The 21,089-nt window shown below is 44.2% G+C and carries 19 protein-coding genes, 1 pseudogene, 1 riboswitch and 1 other annotated feature; of the genes and pseudogenes, 8 read left to right on the forward strand and 12 right to left on the reverse strand.

Translation table 11 applies throughout. From position 1 onward, the window contains the following. Positions 1 to 63 precede the first annotated feature (63 nt). The 10 genes from ABS301_RS23890 to ABS301_RS23935 all read right to left on the reverse strand — a co-directional run bounded on the left by ABS301_RS23890 (position 64) and on the right by ABS301_RS23935 (position 9,757). Positions 64 to 894 (reverse strand): class I SAM-dependent methyltransferase, encoded by an 831-nt coding sequence (locus ABS301_RS23890; RefSeq protein ID WP_349674563.1) that lies wholly within the window; start codon positions 892 to 894, stop codon positions 64 to 66. A gap of 294 nt (positions 895 to 1,188) precedes the next feature. Then, complete coding sequence (thiW, locus tag ABS301_RS23895) at positions 1,189 to 1,707, reverse strand: energy coupling factor transporter S component ThiW (RefSeq protein WP_502878002.1); 519 nt, start codon at positions 1,705 to 1,707, stop codon at positions 1,189 to 1,191. Between the two features lie 57 nt (positions 1,708 to 1,764). Then, positions 1,765 to 3,072 (reverse strand): phosphomethylpyrimidine synthase ThiC, encoded by a 1,308-nt coding sequence (thiC, locus tag ABS301_RS23900; protein ID WP_349674565.1) that lies wholly within the window; start codon positions 3,070 to 3,072, stop codon positions 1,765 to 1,767. Between the two features lie 86 nt (positions 3,073 to 3,158). Continuing rightward, positions 3,159 to 3,267, reverse strand: a riboswitch (TPP riboswitch). Between the two features lie 37 nt (positions 3,268 to 3,304). After that, positions 3,305 to 4,078, reverse strand: a complete 774-nt coding sequence (gene trpA / locus ABS301_RS23905) for a tryptophan synthase subunit alpha (protein ID WP_349674566.1) — start codon at positions 4,076 to 4,078, stop codon at positions 3,305 to 3,307. Then, positions 4,071 to 5,255, reverse strand: coding sequence for a tryptophan synthase subunit beta (gene trpB, locus ABS301_RS23910; RefSeq protein ID WP_349674583.1), 1,185 nt, complete (start codon positions 5,253 to 5,255; stop codon positions 4,071 to 4,073). The genes trpA and trpB overlap by 8 nt, the downstream gene beginning before the upstream one ends. Then, on the reverse strand, positions 5,255 to 5,884 hold the full coding sequence (locus tag ABS301_RS23915) for a phosphoribosylanthranilate isomerase (RefSeq protein ID WP_349674567.1): 630 nt from the start codon (positions 5,882 to 5,884) through the stop codon (positions 5,255 to 5,257). Before ABS301_RS23915 ends, trpB begins: the two co-directional genes overlap by 1 nt. Next, a complete protein-coding gene (trpC, locus tag ABS301_RS23920; protein WP_349674568.1) occupies positions 5,871 to 6,677 on the reverse strand; it encodes an indole-3-glycerol phosphate synthase TrpC in 807 nt (268 codons plus the stop codon). Before trpC ends, ABS301_RS23915 begins: the two co-directional genes overlap by 14 nt. After that, on the reverse strand, positions 6,674 to 7,693 hold the full coding sequence (gene trpD, locus ABS301_RS23925; RefSeq protein ID WP_349674569.1) for an anthranilate phosphoribosyltransferase: 1,020 nt from the start codon (positions 7,691 to 7,693) through the stop codon (positions 6,674 to 6,676). Before trpD ends, trpC begins: the two co-directional genes overlap by 4 nt. A 13-nt stretch (positions 7,694 to 7,706) precedes the next feature. After that, on the reverse strand, positions 7,707 to 8,276 hold the full coding sequence (locus ABS301_RS23930) for an anthranilate synthase component II (RefSeq protein ID WP_349674570.1): 570 nt from the start codon (positions 8,274 to 8,276) through the stop codon (positions 7,707 to 7,709). After that, positions 8,276 to 9,757, reverse strand: a complete 1,482-nt coding sequence (locus tag ABS301_RS23935; RefSeq protein ID WP_349674571.1) for an anthranilate synthase component I family protein — start codon at positions 9,755 to 9,757, stop codon at positions 8,276 to 8,278. Before ABS301_RS23935 ends, ABS301_RS23930 begins: the two co-directional genes overlap by 1 nt. A 77-nt stretch (positions 9,758 to 9,834) precedes the next feature. Then, positions 9,835 to 10,098: a binding site (T-box leader), on the reverse strand. A gap of 141 nt (positions 10,099 to 10,239) precedes the next feature. On the opposite strand from ABS301_RS23935, the gene proC reads away from it, so the two are divergent. The 7 genes from proC to ABS301_RS23970 all read left to right on the forward strand — a co-directional run bounded on the left by proC (position 10,240) and on the right by ABS301_RS23970 (position 16,431). Continuing rightward, positions 10,240 to 11,034, forward strand: a complete 795-nt coding sequence (gene proC / locus ABS301_RS23940) for a pyrroline-5-carboxylate reductase (protein ID WP_349674572.1) — start codon at positions 10,240 to 10,242, stop codon at positions 11,032 to 11,034. Positions 11,035 to 11,063: 29 nt separating this feature from the next. After that, the gene (locus tag ABS301_RS23945; RefSeq protein ID WP_349674573.1) at positions 11,064 to 11,612 is read left to right on the forward strand and encodes an NUDIX hydrolase; all 549 of its coding nucleotides are present in this window, start codon (positions 11,064 to 11,066) and stop codon (positions 11,610 to 11,612) included. A 58-nt stretch (positions 11,613 to 11,670) separates the two neighbouring features. Then, positions 11,671 to 12,270 carry a stage II sporulation protein M gene (locus ABS301_RS23950; protein WP_349674574.1) on the forward strand — a complete coding sequence of 200 codons (600 nt, stop codon included), beginning with the start codon at positions 11,671 to 11,673 and terminating at the stop codon, positions 12,268 to 12,270. A 220-nt stretch (positions 12,271 to 12,490) separates the two neighbouring features. Beyond that, positions 12,491 to 13,378: a site-specific tyrosine recombinase gene (locus ABS301_RS23955; protein WP_349674575.1), complete on the forward strand. Its 888-nt coding sequence runs from the start codon at positions 12,491 to 12,493 to the stop codon at positions 13,376 to 13,378. Between the two features lie 118 nt (positions 13,379 to 13,496). Next, entirely contained in the window at positions 13,497 to 14,021 is a 525-nt protein-coding gene (locus ABS301_RS23960) for an adenine phosphoribosyltransferase (protein ID WP_349669032.1), read from the forward strand. 272 nt (positions 14,022 to 14,293) lie between these two features. Next, positions 14,294 to 15,511 carry an NAD(P)-dependent oxidoreductase gene (locus tag ABS301_RS23965; RefSeq protein WP_349674576.1) on the forward strand — a complete coding sequence of 406 codons (1,218 nt, stop codon included), beginning with the start codon at positions 14,294 to 14,296 and terminating at the stop codon, positions 15,509 to 15,511. A gap of 11 nt (positions 15,512 to 15,522) precedes the next feature. After that, positions 15,523 to 16,431 carry an AEC family transporter gene (locus ABS301_RS23970; RefSeq protein ID WP_349674577.1) on the forward strand — a complete coding sequence of 303 codons (909 nt, stop codon included), beginning with the start codon at positions 15,523 to 15,525 and terminating at the stop codon, positions 16,429 to 16,431. 75 nt (positions 16,432 to 16,506) lie between these two features. On the opposite strand, the pseudogene ABS301_RS23975 reads toward ABS301_RS23970, so the two are convergent. Both ABS301_RS23975 and ABS301_RS23980 read right to left on the reverse strand, forming a co-directional pair. Continuing rightward, positions 16,507 to 16,926, reverse strand: a pseudogene (locus tag ABS301_RS23975) (AraC family transcriptional regulator); the annotation flags it as partial. A 38-nt stretch (positions 16,927 to 16,964) separates the two neighbouring features. After that, positions 16,965 to 19,640: a calcium-translocating P-type ATPase, PMCA-type gene (locus tag ABS301_RS23980; protein WP_349674578.1), complete on the reverse strand. Its 2,676-nt coding sequence runs from the start codon at positions 19,638 to 19,640 to the stop codon at positions 16,965 to 16,967. A 502-nt stretch (positions 19,641 to 20,142) separates the two neighbouring features. Here ABS301_RS23980 and ABS301_RS23985 point away from each other — a divergent pair. Further along, positions 20,143 to 21,033: a DMT family transporter gene (locus ABS301_RS23985; RefSeq protein ID WP_349674579.1), complete on the forward strand. Its 891-nt coding sequence runs from the start codon at positions 20,143 to 20,145 to the stop codon at positions 21,031 to 21,033. Positions 21,034 to 21,089 lie beyond the last annotated feature (56 nt).

A 21,089-nucleotide genomic window follows, 5' to 3' on the forward strand; every position in this document is an offset into this window, starting at 1 on the left:
ATTCTATAGCGTTTAATACCAATAGACAGAAGAGGGGGAGATGCATAAGCACCTCCCCTCATTCTATTTTTCCAAAATCACTGCAATTGTGGGACTTTCCATATTCCATGTGGTACCAGACACATCCCCATATATTCCGTAAGTTTTAAATCCGCATTCTTCCACCTCTTTTAACAAGGTCTCTTTGTTGTAGAAGGTATTCCAGAGATAGTAAGAGGAAGCCTCTGCTTTGGAAATAATAATGTATTGTTCCAGCGTTACATGCTGCGGATACTTACAGCATCTCTTTAGTTCAACATATCCCTCCTCCCGCCAGAATCCGTTTTGCTCCTGAACCTCCCATATCTGTTTTTCCTGGAAGGCATTGAACTCATTTAAGGAAAAGGCGTCAAATAAGAATTTCCCCCCGGGCTTTAGATGATCATAAACCTGTTTTAAAACTATTTTCCTTTTTTCAGTAGAAAGAGCACCGTAGTCACAGTAAATCATAACGGCAAAATCAAATTTGCGGTTTAATTCAAGGGAAAGGTAGTTCTGGTAGAAATAATCAATGTTTAACTTCTTTTCAGCTGCTGACTTTTTTGCGTAATCAATGGAACGTGAGGAAAAATCCACCCCAGTTACCTGATATCCAGCCCTTGCAAATAATTCCCCGTAGATTCCGGGACCGCACCCTAAGTCAAGTAAAAGGGGATAGTCTTTGGGCGGAACAGTGCCAGCAATCCATTTTACTGATTTTTCGATAAAAGCCATTTTACGGCTGGCTCCGTCAAATTCCGGATCCAGATGGGCTTTAAACATTTGCTTTGAGATGTACTCATCATCCCAAAAAGGAATACTGGTTTCCTGATATAATTCAGGACGTTTTAATAATTCTTTGATTTCATACAGCATAGTAAGGCCTCCTTAAAAATTGATAAAATAATAGCCGCGGATATTACTCCGCGGCTGTTCTTAAATAGTGAAAGAAAAGTCTGAGAGTAAATAAAATCATAAAAGCAGACACGAAAATAAGGCTGAAAAATCAGCTCGTTAATTTTCATCTGTTTCGTTGATTTATTTACTCATTTCCAGCGATATCCATGCCGTGAATTCATAACATCGGACATGCCGGGATTTCTTCACCTCTTTTATAGTATTTACCTCTTAATCTTATTGCAGCAAATACTCTTTGTCAAGCAAAAGACATTAGCCAATGAGCTGACGCAGATAGGAGAGCAATGAAAGTCTGCGGAATGTTTCTAATAAGAATGCGGCAAATACTGTTCCGCATACAGTGCTCATCAAAAAAGGAATCACAAAGAAGAAAACTGCAACATCCTTGCCGAGTATCAGCGTGGCAACCGGATAGCAGAGAGTTGCTCCCATAAGCCCTGTTCCAATAATTTCTCCTGCGTAAGCCCATAGAAGTTTTCCAGTCTTTTGAAACAGAAGTGCACTGAAAATTGCCCCCACCATGCTTCCGGGAAAGGCAAGAAGGGTTCCGGTGCCGGATAAGTTTCTGATAAGAGATGAGGTAAATGCCATAGCAACACCGTAGGCAGGACCCAAAAACACTCCTGCAAGAACATTAACCAGGTGCTGAATGGGAAAGCATTTAGAGGCTCCAATGGGAATGGAAAAGCCGGAAAGTGAAACGGTAAGTGCCACAAGCATTCCACTGGCTGCCAGTTTTTTAATCGTAACTCCTGAAGAAATCCGGGACATGGCTGTTTTGCCCGAGTCTGTTTTTATATACATGATTTTACTCCTTCCAGGTCAGTCTCATTCATCATAGATGTTGACAATTTCTCCGTCTAAAATCCGGTTCATATTTTTCATTGCACAGAAGTTGCCGCACATGGAACAGGTATCTTCCTTTTCCGGTTTGGAGGATGCGCGGTATCTTCTGGCTTTCTCTGGATCAATGGCCAGATTAAACATAGCTTCCCAATCAAGGCGTTTTCTTGCATCACTCATCTGGTGATCCCACTCCTTAGCCCCTTTGATACCCTTTGCCAGGTCAGCAGCATGGGCAGCGATCCGGGCAGATATAATGCCTTCCTTCACATCATCGGCATCGGGAAGCCTTAAATGTTCCGCCGGGGTCACATAGCAGAGGAAAGAAGCTCCGGCAGCGGCAGCTATGGCACCGCCAATGGCTGCGGTAATGTGATCGTAACCGGGAGCAATGTCTGTAACCAGAGGTCCTAATACATAGAACGGAGCGCCTTTGCAGATGGTCTGCTGAATTTTCATATTGGCGGCAATCTGGTCAAGAGGCATATGCCCGGGTCCTTCAATAATTACCTGCACATCCTTTTCCCACGCACGGCGGGTCAGTTCCCCAAGCGTAACCAGTTCTTCAATCTGGGAAATATCGGTGGCATCTTCAATGCATCCTGGACGGCAGGCGTCTCCAAGACTTAATGTGACATCGTGCTCCCGGCAGATTTCCAGAATGCGGTCGAAGTTTTCATAAAATGGGTTTTCATTTCCCGTCATCTCCATCCAGGCAAAGATAATGGACCCGCCTCTGGATACAATATTAGTCAGGCGTTTTGCTTCTTTAAATCGATGAGCCGTCTGCTTGTTGATGCCCACGTGAATGGTCATGAAATCCACTCCGTCTAACGCATGCATTTCCACAATCTGAATCCATTCCTCAGATGTTATTTCTTTAAGGGGTTTATGATAATAAACCACAGCATCATAAATCGGTACGGTTCCAATCATGGCTGGGCACTGGCTTGTCAGCCTCTTTCGGAATTTTCTGGTATCTCCAAAGGAGCTTAAATCCATAATAGATTCAGCGCCCATTGAAACTGCATCCTCGACCTTTTCCAGTTCTAAATCCATGTCATTTAAATCTCTGGAGGTTCCAAGATTTACATTAATCTTTGTTTTCAGCATGGAACCAATGGCGTTTGGCTCTAAGCAGGCATGGTGTTTGTTGGCGGGAATGACTGCCTTGCCTTCGGCCACCAGCTCCATTAACTCTTCCGGCTTCATTCCCTCTTTTTTCGCTGTGATTTCCATTTCTCTGGTCAGAATGCCTTTTCTTGCGGCATCCATCTGTGTGGTGTAATTCATATGTAGTCCTCCTTCGTTCTTTGAAGGGATTTACGGCACAGGACAAAAAAAGAGCCCATACCAGATAGGTACAGGCCCAGATAGATACATCCGTCTTGTATAAATCCCTACGTTGGCATTACCCAAATCAGGTTATAAAGGTCGAAGCTTGATAACTTCCTCTCAGCCCGCATACGAGCTCCCTCTTGTGGCACTAGTGTAGCACCGGTACATATGGATGTCAAGTAGATAATCATTTCGAAATGGCAGATTTCATCTCTCTTATGTAGTCACAGATTGGCTCTACACAATCTTTGCCATGCAGGGCAGCCAGCTTTACAATGGCACTTCCCACGATAATGCCATCTGCATATTTACTTAATTCCTTCGCCTGCTCCGGTGTTGAAATTCCAAAACCAATGGCACAGGGAAGGTCCCTGGATGCTTTTACGAGAGAAACCATATCTCCGATGTCCGAGGTGATTTCTTTTCTTACGCCGGTTACACCCATGGAAGAAACACAGTAAACAAACCCCTCCGCTTCCGATGCAATGGCAGTAATCCGTTCCTTAGAAGTTGGGGCAATCAGAGAAATCAAGTCAATCCCGTACTTCTGGCAGATGGGATGAAGCTCCTCTTTTTCCTCAAAAGGCATATCGGGCACAATAAGAGCATCAATGCCACATTCTGCCGCGTTTTTAATAAAACGCTCACTGCCATATACAAATATGGGATTAATGTAAGTCATAAACGCCAAAGGGACATTTGTTTTCTGCCGTATGCGGGTGACAGATTCGAAAATTTTATCTGCAGTCGTGCCAGCGGCAAGAGCTCGCTGGTCTGCTTCCTGGATCACGATTCCCTCTGCAACCGGGTCAGAAAAAGGAATACCCAGCTCTATTATATCAGCCCCTGCCTCTGCCATGGCAGGAACCAGCTTCTCCGTTACGGTAAGATCGGGATCGCCGGCGGTAATAAACGGAATAAATGCTTTTCCTTTTGAAAATGCTTCACTGATTCTACTCATAGATTTCTACCCCCTTGTAACGAGCAATTGCGGCCACATCTTTGTCTCCACGGCCGGATAAGTTGATGACAATAATCTGGTCTTTTCCCATAGCAGGTGCAATTTTTCTGGCATAAGCGATTGCATGGGCACTTTCAATGGCAGGAATGATTCCTTCTTTTCGGGATAAATATTCGAATGCCTCCACCGCTTCCCTGTCGGTGACAGGAACATAATCAGCCCTTCCTGTGTCAAACAGTGCGGCGTGTTCCGGTCCGATTCCCGGATAGTCAAGTCCTGCTGAGATCGAGTATACGGGAGCAATCTGTCCGTACTCATCCTGGCAGAAATAGGATTTCATTCCATGGAAGATTCCTACGGTTCCGGTGGATATGGTGGCCGCATTTTTATCCGTATCAATACCGTGTCCGGCAGCCTCACAGCCGACCAGCTTAACAGAGCTGTCCCCGATAAAATCATAGAACAGGCCCATGGCATTGCTGCCGCCGCCCACGCAGGCGATGAGCATATCGGGAAGCTTCCCTTCTGCTTTTAAGATCTGTTCCCTCACTTCTTTCCCGATGATGCTTTGGAAATCACGTACAATGGTGGGAAATGGGTGAGGTCCCATAACAGAGCCAAGAACATAGTGGGTATCCTCCACCCGGTTGGTCCATTCCCGAAGGGTTTCATTTACCGCATCCTTTAATGTCTGGGTTCCGCTGGTAACCGGATGAACCTTGGCACCCAGAAGCTCCATACGGAATACGTTTAATGCCTGGCGGTCCGTATCCTCTTTTCCCATGAAGATTTCGCATTCCAAACCCATTAAGGCTGCGGCGGTAGCAGTAGCCACGCCGTGCTGGCCTGCACCGGTTTCTGCGATAACACGGGTTTTTCCCATTTTCTTAGCCAGGAGAACCTGACCCAGTGCATTGTTGATTTTATGAGATCCAGTGTGGTTTAAATCTTCCCGCTTTAAATAAATCTTTGCACCGCCAAGATCCTCTGTCATTTTTTCTGCATAGTACAGGAGAGAAGGTCTTCCTGTATAAGTTTCATGAAGTGCCTTTAACTCCGCAAGAAATTCTTCATCCTGCATACAGGCATTGTATGCTTTCTCCAGTTCCGTCACTGCATTCATCAGCGTTTCGGGGATAAATTGTCCGCCGTGCTGTCCAAATCTTCCTTTTGACATCATTTTACACTCCTTACTGTTTGTATGATTTCTTTTATTTTTTCCGGATCTTTTCTTCCTTCTGTTTCAACAAGACTGCTGACATCCAGACAAAAAGCTTCTGTTTTAAGAGCGGCATCTATGTTTGCCATACCAACTCCGCCTGCCAGGAACCAGGGCTTTTTTATGGCTGGTATCATGGTCCAGTCAAAGCTTGTTCCGCTGCCGCCCTGAATTCCTTTGACATAGGAGTCAAGAAGCAGATAGTCTGCTGAGAGTGTTTCCGCCTCTAAAATTTCCTCTGCTGACTGTACGCGGATTGCTTTAATAATGGGGACCGGGCGGTCTAATTTGTCTTTCAGTTCCAGAATTTCCGCTTCCCTTTCCTCCCCGTGAAGCTGGATCAGCTGAATAATATCACTTTTTACAAGAGAAATGATTTCGTCGGCGGAGCTGTTTACAAAGACACCCACAGCAGGGATTTCCGGGAGCAAATCATTTCTTAAAAGCGCTGCCTGCCTGGGGGTGAGCTGCCGTTTCCCAGGAGCAAAAACAAACCCTGCATAGTCCGGTTTATAGCAGTTAAGGGAAATCACGTCTTCTTTCCTTGTAAGACCGCAGATTTTAATTTTCTTTTCAGAGTATATCATTGGCAGCCTTCCTCATTTCCTGTAAAATTGCTTTTTTATCAGGAGAGCGCATCAGACTTTCTCCGATCAGGACTCCGTTTACTCCCGCCTGATACAGCCGTTTTACATCGTCAGCGGTCTGTATTCCGCTTTCTGCAATAAAAGCAGTTCCTGCAGGCACCAGACCCCTTAAACGAATGGAATTTTCAAAGTCAACTTCAAATGTCTTTAAGTTCCGGTTATTGACTCCAATCAGGCGGGCCCCGGCAGACAGTGCGCTGTGGATTTCTTCCTCATCATGAGCCTCAACAAGAGCGCTGAGTCCAAGTCTGTCACAGACTTTGATGTATTCTTTCAGCTTTTCCGTATCCAGAAGGGCGCAGATGAGAAGAACTGCGGAGGCACCAAGCACCTTTGCTTCGAAGATCTGATAAAGATCAACGGTAAAATCCTTTCTTAAAAGGGGGAGGGCAACCGACCGGCTGATTTCGGTTAAATATTCCCCTTTTCCAAGAAAATAATCCGGCTCTGTGAGCACAGAGATGGCATCGGCCCCGGCTTCTTCATACTCCATGGCAATTTCCCTGTAAGGAAAATCCGGTGCAATCATTCCTTTTGAGGGAGAGGCACGCTTTACTTCACAGATAAAGGAGATACCGGGAGAGGAGATGGCTCTTTCAAAAGAAAAATCAGATTCCCTTTTTCCGGTTTCAAAGGCTTTGTATGCCATTTCCTCCATCTGACTTACAGAAATCGCTTTTTTTGCCGCCTCAGCCCGCTGCCTTGAGGCGGCCTCCAGTGTATCGAGAATCATAAAGTTACCTCATTCACTGCTTTCACAAATTCCTCCAGTTTAGCAGCAGCTTTACCGGAATCGATTAAGTCAGCAGCTGTTTTAATGCAGTCGGAGATGGTACAGTTATCAATACCCAGGTAAAGGCTGAGAGCAGAATTTAAAATCACAATATCCCTCTTGGGGCCGCGAAGTGTCCCGTTTAAAATTTCTTTCGTGATTACCGCATTTTCTGCAGGGGTTCCGCCCAGCAGATCGGATAGGCTGCTGCAGTTTAAGGAAAATTGTTCGGGTGTGATTTCATAGGGAATCAGCTCCCCGAAACGGATCTCACAGACATGGGTAGGACCCGTTACAGTTGCTTCATCCAGACCGTCTGACCCGCAGACAACCAGCCCTCGTTTCACACCCAGGTTGCTTAACACCTGCGCAAGGGGTTCCACCAGCTTTTTGTCATAAACACCTAACAGCTGCATGGTGGCGCCTGCAGGGTTTGATAAAGGCCCCAGAATGTTAAAAATGGTACGGACTCCCAGCTCTTTTCTCACAGGGCCTGCATACCTCATGGAAGAATGATGGGTCTGTGCAAAGAGAAAACACATACCAGTCTCTTTTAAAACCTTTCCAGACTGTTCTGCAGATAGACTTAAATTAACGCCCAGCTGTTCTAATACATCCGCAGCGCCGCTTTTACTGGAAACGCTTCTGTTCCCGTGTTTTGCAACCGGAACGCCTCCTGCAGCCACCACAAAGGCGCTGGTAGTGGAGATATTAAAGGTTCCCACCTCATCCCCTCCTGTACCCACGATATCAATAACAGGAAAATCAGGAGCCAGTTTCATGGCTTTCTCTCTCATAACAGTTGCGCAGGCGGTGATCTCATCTATGGTCTCGCCTTTCATGCGAAGAGCCGTTAAAAATGCTGCCATCTGGGCGGGAGTTGTTTCTCCGCTCATAATTTCATTCATAACCTCTCTTGCCGCTTCAAAACTTAAGTCCTGCCCTTCAATTACCTCATGGATTGCTTCTTGAATCATTGGGTTACCTCCTTTATATAATGGTCAGAAAATTTTTTAATATGGTCATTCCATTTGGCGTGAGTATGGATTCCGGGTGAAATTGAAGTCCGTAGACCGGATATTCCTTGTGCTTCACTGCCATGACTTCTCCGATGGAATCCGTTCCGATTACAGTCAGGCAGTCCGGAAGGGATTCTTTTTCAGCGATCAGAGAATGGTATCTGGCAGCAGGGATTGTATCTGGAAGTCCCTTGAAAATGGGATCTGAGTGATCAATGTCAATCAGACTCTGCTTTCCATGCATCAGCTTTTTTGCGTGGGTAATATTTGCCCCGTACACCTCACAGATCCCCTGGTGCCCCAGACAGACACCAAGAATGGGAACCGTTCCGGCAAGCTCCTTTACCACAGTCTCGCACACACCCGCATCCTTGGGATATCCTGGCCCGGGAGAAAGTATGATATGGGAAGGATGCAGGAGGCGGATTTCTTCTACCGACATTTCGTCATTTCTTATAACTTTTATATCCGGCTCAATGGAACCGAACAGCTGGACCAGATTATAGGAAAAGCTGTCATAATTATCAATCAGCAGTATCATCAGTCATTCACCTCCCCAGCCGTTTCAATTGCGTTAATTACAGCCTTTGCTTTGTTGCCTGACTCCTCATATTCCAGCTCCGGAACACTGTCAGCCACAATTCCGCCGCCGGCCTGAACGGTTACCATTCCGTTTTTCTTCACTGCCATCCGTATGGCAATGCAGGTATCCATGTTTCCGGTAAAATCAATGTATCCAAGAGCACCGCCGTAGATGCCCCTTGGCTCCCTCTCCAGCTCCTCGATAATCTCACAGGCACGGATCTTTGGTGCACCGGAGAGTGTGCCGGCAGGAAGTACGGCCTCGATTGCGGAAAGCCCGTCGCAGTCTGGTCTTATGTCTGCCTCTACCTGGGAGCAGATGTGCATAATCCGGGAAAACCGGTGGATCATCTTGTATCCGGTGACCTCAACTGTGGAAAACGTTGCAATTTTCCCCAGATCATTCCGTCCTAAATCCACAAGCATGTTATGTTCAGACAGCTCCTTTTCATCAGCAAGCAGTTCCTCTTCCAGCTGTCTGTCTTCCTCTTCACAGCGCCCTCTTGGTCTGGAACCGGCAACGGGGAAGGTGGTCAGCCTGCCGTCCTTTAACCGGACCAGGGTCTCAGGAGAGGTGCTGATGATTTCAGTCTCATCCATGTGAAGATAAACCATGTAAGGGGAGGGATTGGTGGTTCTTAACACCCGGTAAGCATTTAGAAGACTGTCATGATACTCGCTTTGAAACTGCCTGGACAGAACTGCCTGAAAAATATCACCGTCCACAATATAATCCTTTGCCTTCTCCACCATACGGCAGTATTCCTCTTTGGTAACATTGCAGTGAAAATCCGGTCTGCCCTGTACCGTCGATTTTTTCAGAGGAGTATTTTCTCCGATCATCCGTGCAATGCTTTCCAGTCTTGCACAGGCGGCTCCGTAGTTTTCCATAATCCGGTCAGTTTTCATATTTACCACGATGCTTATTTTCTGTTTCAAATGGTCATAGGCAATCACCGTATCAAAGAGCATGAGATCAAAATCGCTGCAGTCCCCTTTTTTTATTGACAGCACAGACTCCGCATACCCGATCATGCTGTAAGCAAAATATCCCACAAAGCCCCCGGTGAAGGGTGGAAGCCCAGGAATCTTCGGAGAATGGTATTCCTTTAATATTTCCCGGAGAATTTCAAAGGGAGTGTTTGTCGGAACTATTTCATCCAGAGCGGCTCCTCCGTTATTGTCATAACGGCGTATGGTAACAACATGATCCTTGCAGCTGATCTTCATGACCGGATCATATCCAAGAAAGGAGTAGCGTCCCCAGTTTTCGCCGCCCTCGATACTTTCTAACAAATAGTACTTACTGCTTAATGCACCGATTTTTCTAAGCAGTGTGATGGGGGTTACAATGTCTGCATAAATTTCCCGGCAGACTGGTATGACAGGGTAGGAAGCACCAAGCGCTTCAATCTCCCTGCAATCCGGTGTAATGTTCATAATTACTGGCTCCTTTCCTGAATAAGAATTTTCTGTAACAAAAAAAGCTCCCGTCCCTCTTCCATAGTTCTATGGATAAGAGGGACGGAAGCTTAAAATATACGTTCCGCGGTACCACCCTGATTGGAGAAGATAGACTTCTCCCGCTTATAGCACACCAACATGTGCCTCCCCTTGATAACGGACAGGAAACCCGTCGGCATCTACTTCCGGAGACAAACACCGGTTTCAAGCCGCCCTCGCAGGTCCATTCAGACCAGACATCAACGCTTCCTCCCACCAACCGGAAGCTCTCTGTGCATGATGAAGAGATCTTACTTACTCCTGCTCAACAGTTTATTACTTTGCTTTGCTACAGTATATGAGATCAGAAAGAAAATGTCAATACGAAATTTAAATTTAATTTTAACCTCATTGACATTTGAAAAAATGGTGTTAGAATGGTGCTAATTGAAAGCAGTAAATTAGCAGGAGGATATCAGATGGCGAAGATAGGAATCATCGGAATTGGAAATATGGGATACGCAATTGCCAAAGGATTATTGAAACAATATGGAAAAGAGGATATTGTTTTTACTGATGTAAATCAGGATCGCTGCGCCCAGATATCGAAGGAGCTCGGCATTGACTGGGTGAAATCAAACCAGGAATGTGCGAAACTTGCAACATATATTGTACTGGCAGTAAAACCTCAGTATTTTGATCCGGTTCTGGAGCAGCTTAAGGATACTGTAACTGAAAAAAATGTAATCATATCCATTGCACCCGGAATTACAACCACCCAGCTGAAGGAAAAACTGGGAGAGGAAAAAAGAGTAGTACGTGCCATGCCCAATACCCCTGCTCTTTTGGGAGAGGGTATGACAGGAGTCTGCTATGACGAAAAAGCTTTTTCAGACAAAGAGAAGCACGCCATTGAAAGCATATTTACTTCCCTTGGAAAAATGAGGATTGTAGAGGAACGCCTGATGAACGCAGTGGTATGTGTCAGCGGCAGTTCCCCTGCTTACGTTTATCTGTTTATCGAAGCACTGGCTGACAGTGCTGTAAAGTACGGTCTCCCTCGTGATGCGGCTTATGAGATGGCAGCCCAGGCAGTAGCCGGCAGTGCCAGAATGGTGCTTGAGACCGGGGAGCATCCGGGAGCACTGAAAGACAAGGTCTGCTCTCCGGGCGGAACTACCATTGCCGGAGTTTCTGCATTAGAGGAATATGGTTTCCGCAATGCGGTGATTAAAGCATCAGATGCCTGTTTTAAGAAATGTGAGAAGATATAGACAAAGGTCAGGGAAAGGAGAAGCCAGTTATGGATCAGCTTCCTGTAAAACGATTAGACAGAACCCTGAAATATCAGGGGAGCATTTTGAAAATATACGAAGATACCGTGGATGCAAACGGACATCTGGCACACTGGGACTTCATTCATCATAATGGGGCAGCAGCAGTGGTCCCGGTTACCAAAGACGGAACCATCCTTATGGTCAGACAGTACCGCAATGCACTGGACCGGTATACGCTGGAGGTGCCGGCGGGAGCACTGAACTTTCCTGAGGAGCCAAAGATTGACTGCGCTCACAGGGAACTGGAAGAGGAAACCGGGTATAAGACAGAAAAAGAAAATCTGGAATTTCTCATAAGAGTCAACACTACGGTTGCATTCTGTGATGAAGTCATTGATATCTTCGTGGCACGGGATTTAGAGCCCTCCATTCAGAATTTAGATGAAGATGAATATATTGAAGTGGAAGAATGGACCGTGAAGGATCTGGAAGAAAAGATCTATCAGGGAGAGATTACGGATGGTAAAACAATTGCGGCTATTTTAGCGTATGCAAGGAAGTATGATGTAAAATAAGGGAATAAACAGACCCTCTGCAGGCATAAATTATGACAAGACCTGTAGGGGGATTTTTATGGCCAATTACTTGCTGCGTTTAAGACAAGGACTAAAGAGAAGAGCCTTAAGAGGCGGATATATTCAGGTTCCAGGGAAAGTCAGGGCAGATGACCGGTATCTGGTCTGCTTTTTTATCGGACTGATTGCAGGGACCGTTATTGCCAATTTCTGGTATTCTTCTTTTGAAAATGAAGCCGTTTACTATCTGGGACTGTTAGACAGAAGTAAAAGTGTAAACGGGCAGAATGGGATAGGACTCTTCGGAGAAGTTTTAAGACAGAGACTGATCCAGATTTTTGTTGCATGGCTGATAGGAATGACTGCGTATGCTGCCGTTTTATACTGTTTTATGACAGCAGGACTTGGATTTTCCATGGGCTTTGTCTTGTCTGTCATTACCGTACAAAAGGGATTAATGGGGTTACCGTTTTTTTTCATGACAGTGATGCCCCAATGGCTTTGTTACCTGCCGCTGTGGATTCTTTTATTGTACTGGGGCGTACAGAAAGGGAAACGGTTTCGGGTTGCCGTGCTATTTTTCATTCTTATTCTGTGCATCATGGGAAGTGCTCTGGAGACCTGGATCAATCCTGTTTTCCTGAAATATGTCCTGTAAAATGGGAATTCATGAAAAAAAATATAATAAAATGATTGACCAAAAGTTACCATATCTTGCGAAATAATGGAGCATGCCACCAATATCTAGTATATATTATGTAAAGTGCTTTTTCTGTTCAAAAAATGTGTTTGATTTTATCGAAAATAGTCTATATAATGTTAGGAAGAAGCCTTATTTTAGGGCATTTTTTGAAACCGGAAGGTCAGGGGATATTGAAATGGTAGCCGATATTAATGATTTTATTATTTATTTAAGAGAGATAAAAAAAACATCAAAAAACACTGAGGTGTCATACCAGAGAGATTTGATTCAGATGGCTTCTTTTTTGGGGCAGCAGGGAATCGTGGAAGTGGACAAGGTGACGAAAACAAGTCTGAATTCCTATATCCTGTTTCTGGAAAAAGAAGGCAGAGCGACTACTACCATTTCACGCTGTCTGGCTTCCATGAAAGCATTTTTCCATTATGAATGCAGAGAAGGGGCGATCCCCAAAGATCCGGCAGAGCTGTTAAAAGCGCCAAAAGTTGAGAAGAAAGCGCCAACCATATTGACAGTGGACGAGGTGAACTGCCTGTTAAGCCAGCCCTGTGGGGACTCCCCCAAGGAATTAAGGGACCGTGCCATGTTAGAACTTCTTTACGCTACGGGAATCAGGGTTTCAGAGCTGATTCATTTAGAGAGCAGGGATGTGAACTTGTCCGTGGGATATATTACATGCCGGGACGAGCATAAGGAACGGATGATACCGTTTGGCAAGGTAGCGAAGCTGGCTCTTTCCGCGTATTTGGAACGGGGCAGACAAGCTCTTTTAAAAGGGCAGGAATCGGACTGGCTGTTTACCAATTGCAGCGGGAAACCCATGAGCCGCCAGGGATTTTGGAAGATCATCAAGTTTTACGGAGATAAAGCGGGCATTCAATCGGATATTACCCCTCATACCTTAAGACATTCGTTTGCAGCCCATCTGCTTCGCAACGGTGCGGATATCCATGCAGTACAGGCCATGCTTGGTCATTCTGATATGGCGACAACACAGATGTATATGAACTATGCCCAGAAAGAAACTGTGCGGCGTACCTACGCAGGGGCTCACCCAAGAAGTTAGCCGGAATATATTATAGAAGAATGTAAAACAATATTTGCCTGTATAGATTCTTTGCGCTATAATAGGTAAGTCGGCGTGAAAAGCTGCAGGAAAATTTTATGATTATGAGGGATAGAAGATGAAGAAATTAGAAGATTATGTCACAAGCATTCCGGATTTTCCGGAGGCAGGAATTGTATTCCGTGATGTGACTACCATTCTGGAAGACCCGGACGGACTTTCCATGGCTGTGGATGGCGTTCGTCAGATGTTAAAAGGAGTGGAATATGATTCTGTAATCGGGCCTGAGTCCAGAGGCTTTATTTTTGGTGTGCCGGTAGCCTATGCAGAACACAAAGGCTTTATACCTGTGCGTAAGAAGGGGAAACTTCCAAGAGAAGTTCTTTCTGCTGATTATGAACTGGAATACGGCAAAGCGACAGTAGAGATTCACAAGGATTCCATTAAACCAGGACAGAAAGTGGTTATTATCGATGACCTGATTGCAACCGGAGGAACCATTGAAGCGATTATTAAGCTGGTGGAAGAACTGGGTGGCGAAGTGGTTAAGATCTGTTTTATCATGGAACTTGCCGGATTAAACGGTAGAGACAGACTTAACGGATATGATGTAGATGCGATGATTATCTACGAAGGTAAATAATCACCTGGTAAGAGAATTGAAGGTTTTTTGCTGCCTGTTTTACACGGGTGCACAAAGAACTTTGAATTCTCTTTTTTTCTGGAGAAAGCCAGGTAAATTCGATATTTTTTTGACATAATTTATTTTTTTTTGTACATGATACATGTCTATTGATTTTCTTATTTTGAATGTGATATGATGTGTCCAACACATTGAATTGTATACAATGTGCAACATAAGAACAATTGTAAATGGAAAAATAATAGAGAGCAAAAGCGAAAGGAAAATAAATTATGGCTGTACATGTAATTGATGAAGCAAACAGATGCTTAAACTGCAAAAAACCATTATGCCGGCAGGGATGTCCCATACAGACTGCCATTCCCCAGATGATTCAGGCATTTAAAGAAGGGGATTTAAACAAAGCGGGTGAGATGGTATTTGAAAACAATCCCATGTCCCTGGTGTGTTCTCTGGTGTGTAATCATGAGAAACAGTGCGAAGGCCACTGCATAATGGGAAAGAAAGGCCAGCCAGTTCACATCAGCAGTATTGAGAACTATATTTCCGATACTGTTTTTGACAAGTTAAAAATTGAATGCATGCCGAAAAACGGAAAAAAGGTGGCAGTAATCGGTGCAGGACCAGCCGGTATCACCATTGCAATTCTCCTGACTAAAAAGGGCTACAGTGTGACGATTTTTGATGCCAGAGATAAGGTGGGAGGAGTTTTACAGTACGGGATTCCAGAATTCCGCCTTCCTAAATCCATACTGGAGCGTTACAAGAAAAAGCTTCTGGAAATTGGAGTTAAGATTCGTCCCAACACAGCCATAGGAACGGCGCTGGAAATAAAGGATTTAATCCGTGACGGATATCAGAGTATATTTATCGGTACTGGTGTGTGGAGACCGAAAACACTGGGTGTAAAGGGAGAATCTCTGGGTAATGTTCATTATGCCATTGATTATCTGGCGAATCCCGATGCATATAATCTGGGGGATACCGTTGCTATTATTGGAATGGGCAACTCCGCCATGGATGTGGCAAGGACGGCAATCCGTCATGGTGCCAGAAAAGTGACGCTTTATGCAAGAGGAACCGTGAGCAATGCCAGCGAGCATGAAACTGCCTATGCAAAGCTTGACGGAGCGGACTTTCAGTTTGGAAAGCAGATTGTTGAGATCACAGATGATGGTCCTGTATTTGTAAGTGTCATTCATAATGAAGAAGGAAAAGCAATTGGCCAGGAGGAAGAGCGGGAACTTTTTTTTGCTGACTCCACCATTATTTCTGTCAGCCAGGGACCAAAAAGCAAACTGGTGAATACCACCGAAGGCTTGAAAGCAAGTCAGAATGGTCTCCTTATGACGGACGATAACGGACAGACTACCATACCGGGCATATTTGCATCGGGAGATGTGGTATTAGGAGCCAGAACGGTGGTAGAGGCTGTGGCCTACTCAAAGACTGTGGCAGAAGCCATGGATGAATATATGAAATCAAAATAAGAGTGATAAATATGATAAATAGCAGTCTTATAAACCTGCAGGGTATGCTTTTTTTATTGGTTGCAGCCGGAGTGATTCTAAGAAAACTGGGAATCCTGCCGGACAGTGCAAAACAGGTGCTGACCGATCTGGTGATTGATCTCATCCTGCCATGCAATATAATAAGTTCCTTTCTCATTGAATTTAATCTGGATATATTAAAAGGTTTTGCGGTCATATTGCTGATTGCCACACTGATTCAGTTTGGCTGTCTGATCATAGCCAATACCTTTTATAATAAGGAGCCGGACCGGCGAAAGAAGGTGCTTCAGTATGGGACCGTCTGCTCCAATGCCGGTTTTATGGGAAATCCAATAGCAGAAGGGGTTTACGGAGCAGAAGGATTAATGTATGCGTCCATCTTCCTCGTTCCCCAGCGAATTGTCATGTGGTCTGCGGGAGTATCTTATTTTACGGAAAGTCCGGACAGAAAGACAGTGGTAAAGAAAGTTCTTACCCACCCCTGTATCGTAGCCGTGTATATTGGTCTGTTTTTTATGATTACCCAGATATCAATGCCGGTATTTTTAGAAAATACCATACGAAATGTGGGCGGCTGTACCACAGCTGTTTCCATGATATTAATCGGAACCATTCTTGCAGAGGTAAAAGCGGGAAGTATCTTTGATAAAGGGATTATGAAATATACCCTGATCCGTTTGTTTTTTATTCCCTTTCTGGTATTTATCTGCTGCCGCCTCTTTCCTGTGCGCCCTATGATATCTGGCGTGTCCGTGCTGCTTACAGGTATGCCGGCGGGGAGCACCACAGCCATACTGGCGGCTAAATATGACGGAGACTATATCTTTGCGACCAAATGTGTGGTAGTGACAACCCTGTTATCACTTGTGACCATCCCACTGTGGTGCATGGTGTTATAATTGGGTAAATTATAGTTAAATGATAAAACGGCACCCGCTCTTTTCATGAGCAGATGCCGTTTTCCAGTTGATACATTAAAAGAATTGTTTAATGGGCCAAAGCTCCACATAGCCTCTTTGCCCCAATGGCTCCAGCTGAATGTGCGGGTTAGATAAATCCCATTGCGCACAGATCACAGATGGGTCATATTTTTTTCTGGCTTCCTGAAGCTCTTCAATTGCCTGACAGTAATCTTCTTCTGCAAAGGGTTCCCCTTTAAACATAAGATATCTTGCTGCGGGAAGTTCAATGACATCCAGACCGTCTGGAATTAACCCGTCATAATCAGCCGGTACTTCCACACCCTGTACATACTCTGATGTTCCAGGTGTAATATAGGATTTAGGCAGCCAGAGACAGACCGGTTCATCGCTAATGGATTGGATGCTCAGCAAAAGTCCCCACACATCACACCCAACTTCTTCACAATACGCAAAATAATCAGTTGCCTTAACAGTACCTATTCTACATTACGAAGGGAATTGTTTCTCGACTATTTTTGCTGAACTGTCTGTCGCAGCACAATCTTTATAAGTTCAGAAACCACAATCACACTGAAACTGAGTAATAACAATTTTGCCCACATGGTGATTCCCAGTGGAATGGTTCCGAAAAATGCTCCTGCAAACTGAATAATTAAAATCTGCAGAACAAAGGTAATGGAAATTACAAGGAGCATAATCCTGTTTTGAAGCAGATGCTTAAAGATACTGGTGGTGTGAAGTTCTCTGCAGTTAAATGCGTTAAACAACTGAAACAATGCGAACAATGTAAACAATACCGTACCTGCTTCTTCACCAGAGGCTCCTAAAAAGTTAAACACATACTGGCATAAAAAGATCACAGAAATATATAAACCAGTGAAACCGATTCGGTAATACATAGCCCGTGACAGAATATTGTCACTGCGCCTGGTAGGAGTGCGGCTCATTAAATCGTCATAGATGGGTTCCAGTCCTAAGGTAAGAGCAGGCGGGCCGTCCATAATAATGTTGATCCATAATAACTGCAAAGCGGTAAATGGAGCTTTCAGTCCTAACAGAATGGATGTAAACACCACGATTACAGAGGAGACATTTACAGTCAGCTGAAACTGAATAAAACGCTTAAAGTTTTCATAGATTCCCCGTCCCCAGGCAATTGCTTTTACAATGGTTGAGAAGGAATCATCGAGAAGTACAATATCGCTGGCTTCTTTTGAAACTTCTGTACCAGATATCCCCATGGCAATTCCTACGTCGGCATTTTTCAGAGCTGGAGCATCATTAATTCCGTCTCCTGTTACGGCAACAACATTACCCTGTGATTTTAAAAGCTTAACAACTCTCATTTTAATCGTGGGAGTGCTTCTTGCGATCACACTGATTCTCGGAAGCAGCTTCAACAGCTGGTCGTCACTGAGTTCACTGATTTCCTTTGCTTCCACGGCAATCCGGTCTCCGTTTAAGATGTGAAGTTCATCCGCAATGGCTTTTGCCGTAACAATATTATCGCCGGTAAGTATTTTTAAGTCAATCCCGGCACTGCGGCAGTTTTTAACAGCTTCATATACATCGGCACGGAGGGGATCGGAAATCGCCACAAAACCATCAAATTTCATATCAGTTTCCATGGCTGCGTGGTGATGGTCTTCCTCATAATTACGCATCTGATCCAGCTCTTTATGAGCGAAGGCAATGACACGCATGGCTTTTTCCTGAGATCTGGTAATATAATGCTCTATTTCAGCCTTTTCCTTATCCGAAAGGGAACACATGGCAAATACGCACTCCGGACTTCCTTTCACATAGGAGATGATTTTTCCATCAACCTTGCTGATTGTAGTCATATGTTTTAGCTCAGAGGAAAATGGAAATGCATGCAGGACATCATGATCATTCCGCTCGTCCTTATAGGACTTTCCGCTCGTTCCACGAGCAGCTGAGCTTTCATAAAAATTCAGCATGGCACACTCGGTAGGGTTTCCAATAAAGGTTCCATCCTGGGAAATGTCCGCTGTGGTATTAAGGCAGACATTGTGAATAAGCCAGTCTGAATTCAGTTCATCAGTCCGGTCATGCCATGTTCCATCGTAAAATGCCGAAACCGTCATCTTATTCTCCGTCAGGGTTCCGGTTTTATCGGAACAAATTACATTAATGCAGCCCACAGTTTCAGAGGCAATCATTTTTTTGACCAGCGCATTCTGCTTGGAAAGCTTGATAATATTAATGGAGAGTGACACAGCTACAATGGTAGGCAGTCCTTCCGGAACTGCAGCAACAATCAGGACAATGCTGGTAACAAATGCGTTAAGCACTTCTTCCAGATGAAGTCCGTCAGTGATTGCAAAGGAAATCAGCTCAGAAATAAACACAACAGCAGCTGCGATAATTCCCAGTATGGTAATTGTTTTACCTAAACGAGCCAGTTTTTCCTGAAGGGGTGTGCTTGTACGATCTGTTCCAGTCAGTTCCTTTGCTATTTTTCCTATTTCTGTCTGATCACCTACCGCCGTGATCAGCATTTTCCCGTATCCGCTGGTAATGTAATTCCCGGAATACAGCATGTTTGCGCGTTCCGCAAGTGGTGTCTTTTCATCAGTAATGATGTAATCTGCATCTTTTTTTGCAGGTACGCTTTCTCCTGTTAAAGCTGATTCATCCACAGCCAGTCCCGAACTTAGCAAAAGCCTTCCATCGGCGGGGATCTTGTCTCCTGTTGATAGAAGAACAATATCGCCTGCAACAAGTTCTTTCTGACTCAGCATGGTGGTATCACCACTGCGCAATACTTTAATCATGGTATCGTCACTGATTTTGGATAAAGCTTCAAATGCTTTGGCACTTTTTCCTTCCATAACAACGGTGATTAAAACGGAAAGGAAAATGGCGGCGAAGATTCCCACGCATTCCAGAAAGTCCGCTTCAGATCCGGTGGTGGCACGAATAATATTAACGATCAGTGCAATGACTCCTGCCATAATAAGCATCAGAATCATTGGTTCACTGGATGCGCTTAAGATACGTTTAAAAAGAGATTCGGGTTTTTCTCTGGTTAATACGTTTGTGCCATATTGTTCCTTGTTTTTCTCCGCATGAGATGTTGATAATCCGGTGGTCTCATCTGAACCCAGCCGTTTTATCAGTTCCTGTTTTGACTCTAAAAATTCCTGCATTTTTTCCTCCATACATGCTCCTGTTTTACAAAATAAAAAACCCGCGTACAGCATCGCTATACACGAGTTCAAAAAGAGACCCAGTATAGCTGCGATAGCTATACATGAGTCTCGTTTATTAAGTACAAGCCAGACCGTTCCTGGTCAGTATGTTGACTTGACACGCATTATCTGCGCAAACTACTCCCTCACGAGTATTTTATATTGTCCCAATATTATGCCACATCATATCAAAGATTGTCAAGTTTTTTGAGCAGATTAACGGGATTTACTCTTTCCTATATACATGGTATCTTTATAACGCCTTCTTACTGCAGTAGAAGGAGATTTTAGAGGCTTTTTATTTTTGTTACGCCGTTTATGAATTTGCGGGGCATGGACAAAAGCTTTTTCCAATTCACTATTGCTATTATAACAAAATGAAAAATAAGCACTTTTCAATCCATAATTATTGTGGTTAAATAAAAGGTAAGATTTTGATTCCTGACTATATATTAAGAAACGGAGTATCCATATGAAACTAAAAAACAACTTTCATGTATATGCAATGATTACGATTATATTCTGGTCATTGGCCTATGTTCTGACAAGACTGTCATTACAATATTTCACGCCGTTCAGCTTAGGCTTTCTTAGATATTTCGTTGCTTCCTGTACGTTAATAATCGTATGGGTATTAACAAGAATGAAGCTGCCCAGGAGAAAGGACCTGCCATATTTTATGCTTTCGGGAGCCCTTGGCTTTTTCTTTTATATGATTGCATTTAATCTGGGACAAAAGACGGTTACAGCTTCGACTGGCAGTATTGTGATTGCTACCGTTCCTTTGTTAACAGCTTTTATTGCGCGGTTTGTCTATAAAGAAAAAATGAGTCTTGTCCAGTGGCTGGCGTTAATCATTGAATTTGCAGGTGTGGCAGTTCTTACGCTGATGAATGGAATCCTCTCTTTTAACATTGGATTGGTCTGGTTATTTCTGGCGGCTTTGGCGCTTAGTCTTTATAATCTTTTACAGCGCCGGCTGACAAAAAAATACACCGCATTGCAGACGTCTGCATTCAGCATATTCTTTGGCACCATCTTGCTGGCTGTATTTCTTCCGGTTTCTGTCAAACAGATTACGAATGCTCCGCCCATACAATGGGTTTATCTGGTGATACTTGGTGTGTTCTCAAGCGCGATCGCCTATGTCTCATGGTCAAAAGCATTTGCAAAGGCAGAAAAGACTTCACAGGTAAGCAATTATATGTTTGTTACCCCGTTCCTTACCAGTCTTCTGGGATTTCTTCTGGCTCATGAAATACCGGAACTCTCTACTTTGGTTGGCGGCGGAATTATATTGTTTGGAGTTTTTGTATTTAATTTCGGAGAAAGATTGTGGGAAGTGATAAAGAATAGAAAATAGTAAGGGGCTGTGAAATAAGTCTCTACGAAAAAGGAGGATCTTCTTCTGAGCGATAG

It is taken from the genome of Lacrimispora sp. (genome assembly GCF_031982545.1).
Lineage (GTDB): Bacteria > Bacillota > Clostridia > Lachnospirales > Lachnospiraceae > Lacrimispora.

What these genes read in the sequence shown, in the direction of transcription:
- trpD (WP_349674569.1), bottom strand. Translation starts at nt 7,693, where the DNA reads ATGATTCAAGAAGCAATCCATGAGGTAATTGAAGGGCAGGACTTAAGT.
- thiW (WP_502878002.1), bottom strand. Translation starts at nt 1,707, where the DNA reads ATGTCCCGGATTTCTTCAGGAGTTACGATTAAAAAACTGGCAGCCAGT.
- ABS301_RS23935 (WP_349674571.1), bottom strand. Translation starts at nt 9,757, where the DNA reads ATGAACATTACACCGGATTGCAGGGAGATTGAAGCGCTTGGTGCTTCC.
- trpC (WP_349674568.1), bottom strand. Translation starts at nt 6,677, where the DNA reads ATGATTCTCGATACACTGGAGGCCGCCTCAAGGCAGCGGGCTGAGGCG.
- ABS301_RS23955 (WP_349674575.1), top strand. Translation starts at nt 12,491, where the DNA reads ATGGTAGCCGATATTAATGATTTTATTATTTATTTAAGAGAGATAAAA.
- trpA (WP_349674566.1), bottom strand. Translation starts at nt 4,078, where the DNA reads ATGAGTAGAATCAGTGAAGCATTTTCAAAAGGAAAAGCATTTATTCCG.
- trpB (WP_349674583.1), bottom strand. Translation starts at nt 5,255, where the DNA reads ATGTCAAAAGGAAGATTTGGACAGCACGGCGGACAATTTATCCCCGAA.
- ABS301_RS23890 (WP_349674563.1), bottom strand. Translation starts at nt 894, where the DNA reads ATGCTGTATGAAATCAAAGAATTATTAAAACGTCCTGAATTATATCAG.
- ABS301_RS23915 (WP_349674567.1), bottom strand. Translation starts at nt 5,884, where the DNA reads ATGATATACTCTGAAAAGAAAATTAAAATCTGCGGTCTTACAAGGAAA.
- ABS301_RS23965 (WP_349674576.1), top strand. Translation starts at nt 14,294, where the DNA reads ATGGCTGTACATGTAATTGATGAAGCAAACAGATGCTTAAACTGCAAA.
- proC (WP_349674572.1), top strand. Translation starts at nt 10,240, where the DNA reads ATGGCGAAGATAGGAATCATCGGAATTGGAAATATGGGATACGCAATT.
- ABS301_RS23980 (WP_349674578.1), bottom strand. Translation starts at nt 19,640, where the DNA reads ATGGAGGAAAAAATGCAGGAATTTTTAGAGTCAAAACAGGAACTGATA.
- ABS301_RS23950 (WP_349674574.1), top strand. Translation starts at nt 11,671, where the DNA reads ATGGCCAATTACTTGCTGCGTTTAAGACAAGGACTAAAGAGAAGAGCC.
- ABS301_RS23930 (WP_349674570.1), bottom strand. Translation starts at nt 8,276, where the DNA reads ATGATACTGCTGATTGATAATTATGACAGCTTTTCCTATAATCTGGTC.
- ABS301_RS23970 (WP_349674577.1), top strand. Translation starts at nt 15,523, where the DNA reads ATGATAAATAGCAGTCTTATAAACCTGCAGGGTATGCTTTTTTTATTG.
- thiC (WP_349674565.1), bottom strand. Translation starts at nt 3,072, where the DNA reads ATGAATTACACCACACAGATGGATGCCGCAAGAAAAGGCATTCTGACC.
- ABS301_RS23985 (WP_349674579.1), top strand. Translation starts at nt 20,143, where the DNA reads ATGAAACTAAAAAACAACTTTCATGTATATGCAATGATTACGATTATA.
- ABS301_RS23960 (WP_349669032.1), top strand. Translation starts at nt 13,497, where the DNA reads ATGAAGAAATTAGAAGATTATGTCACAAGCATTCCGGATTTTCCGGAG.
- ABS301_RS23945 (WP_349674573.1), top strand. Translation starts at nt 11,064, where the DNA reads ATGGATCAGCTTCCTGTAAAACGATTAGACAGAACCCTGAAATATCAG.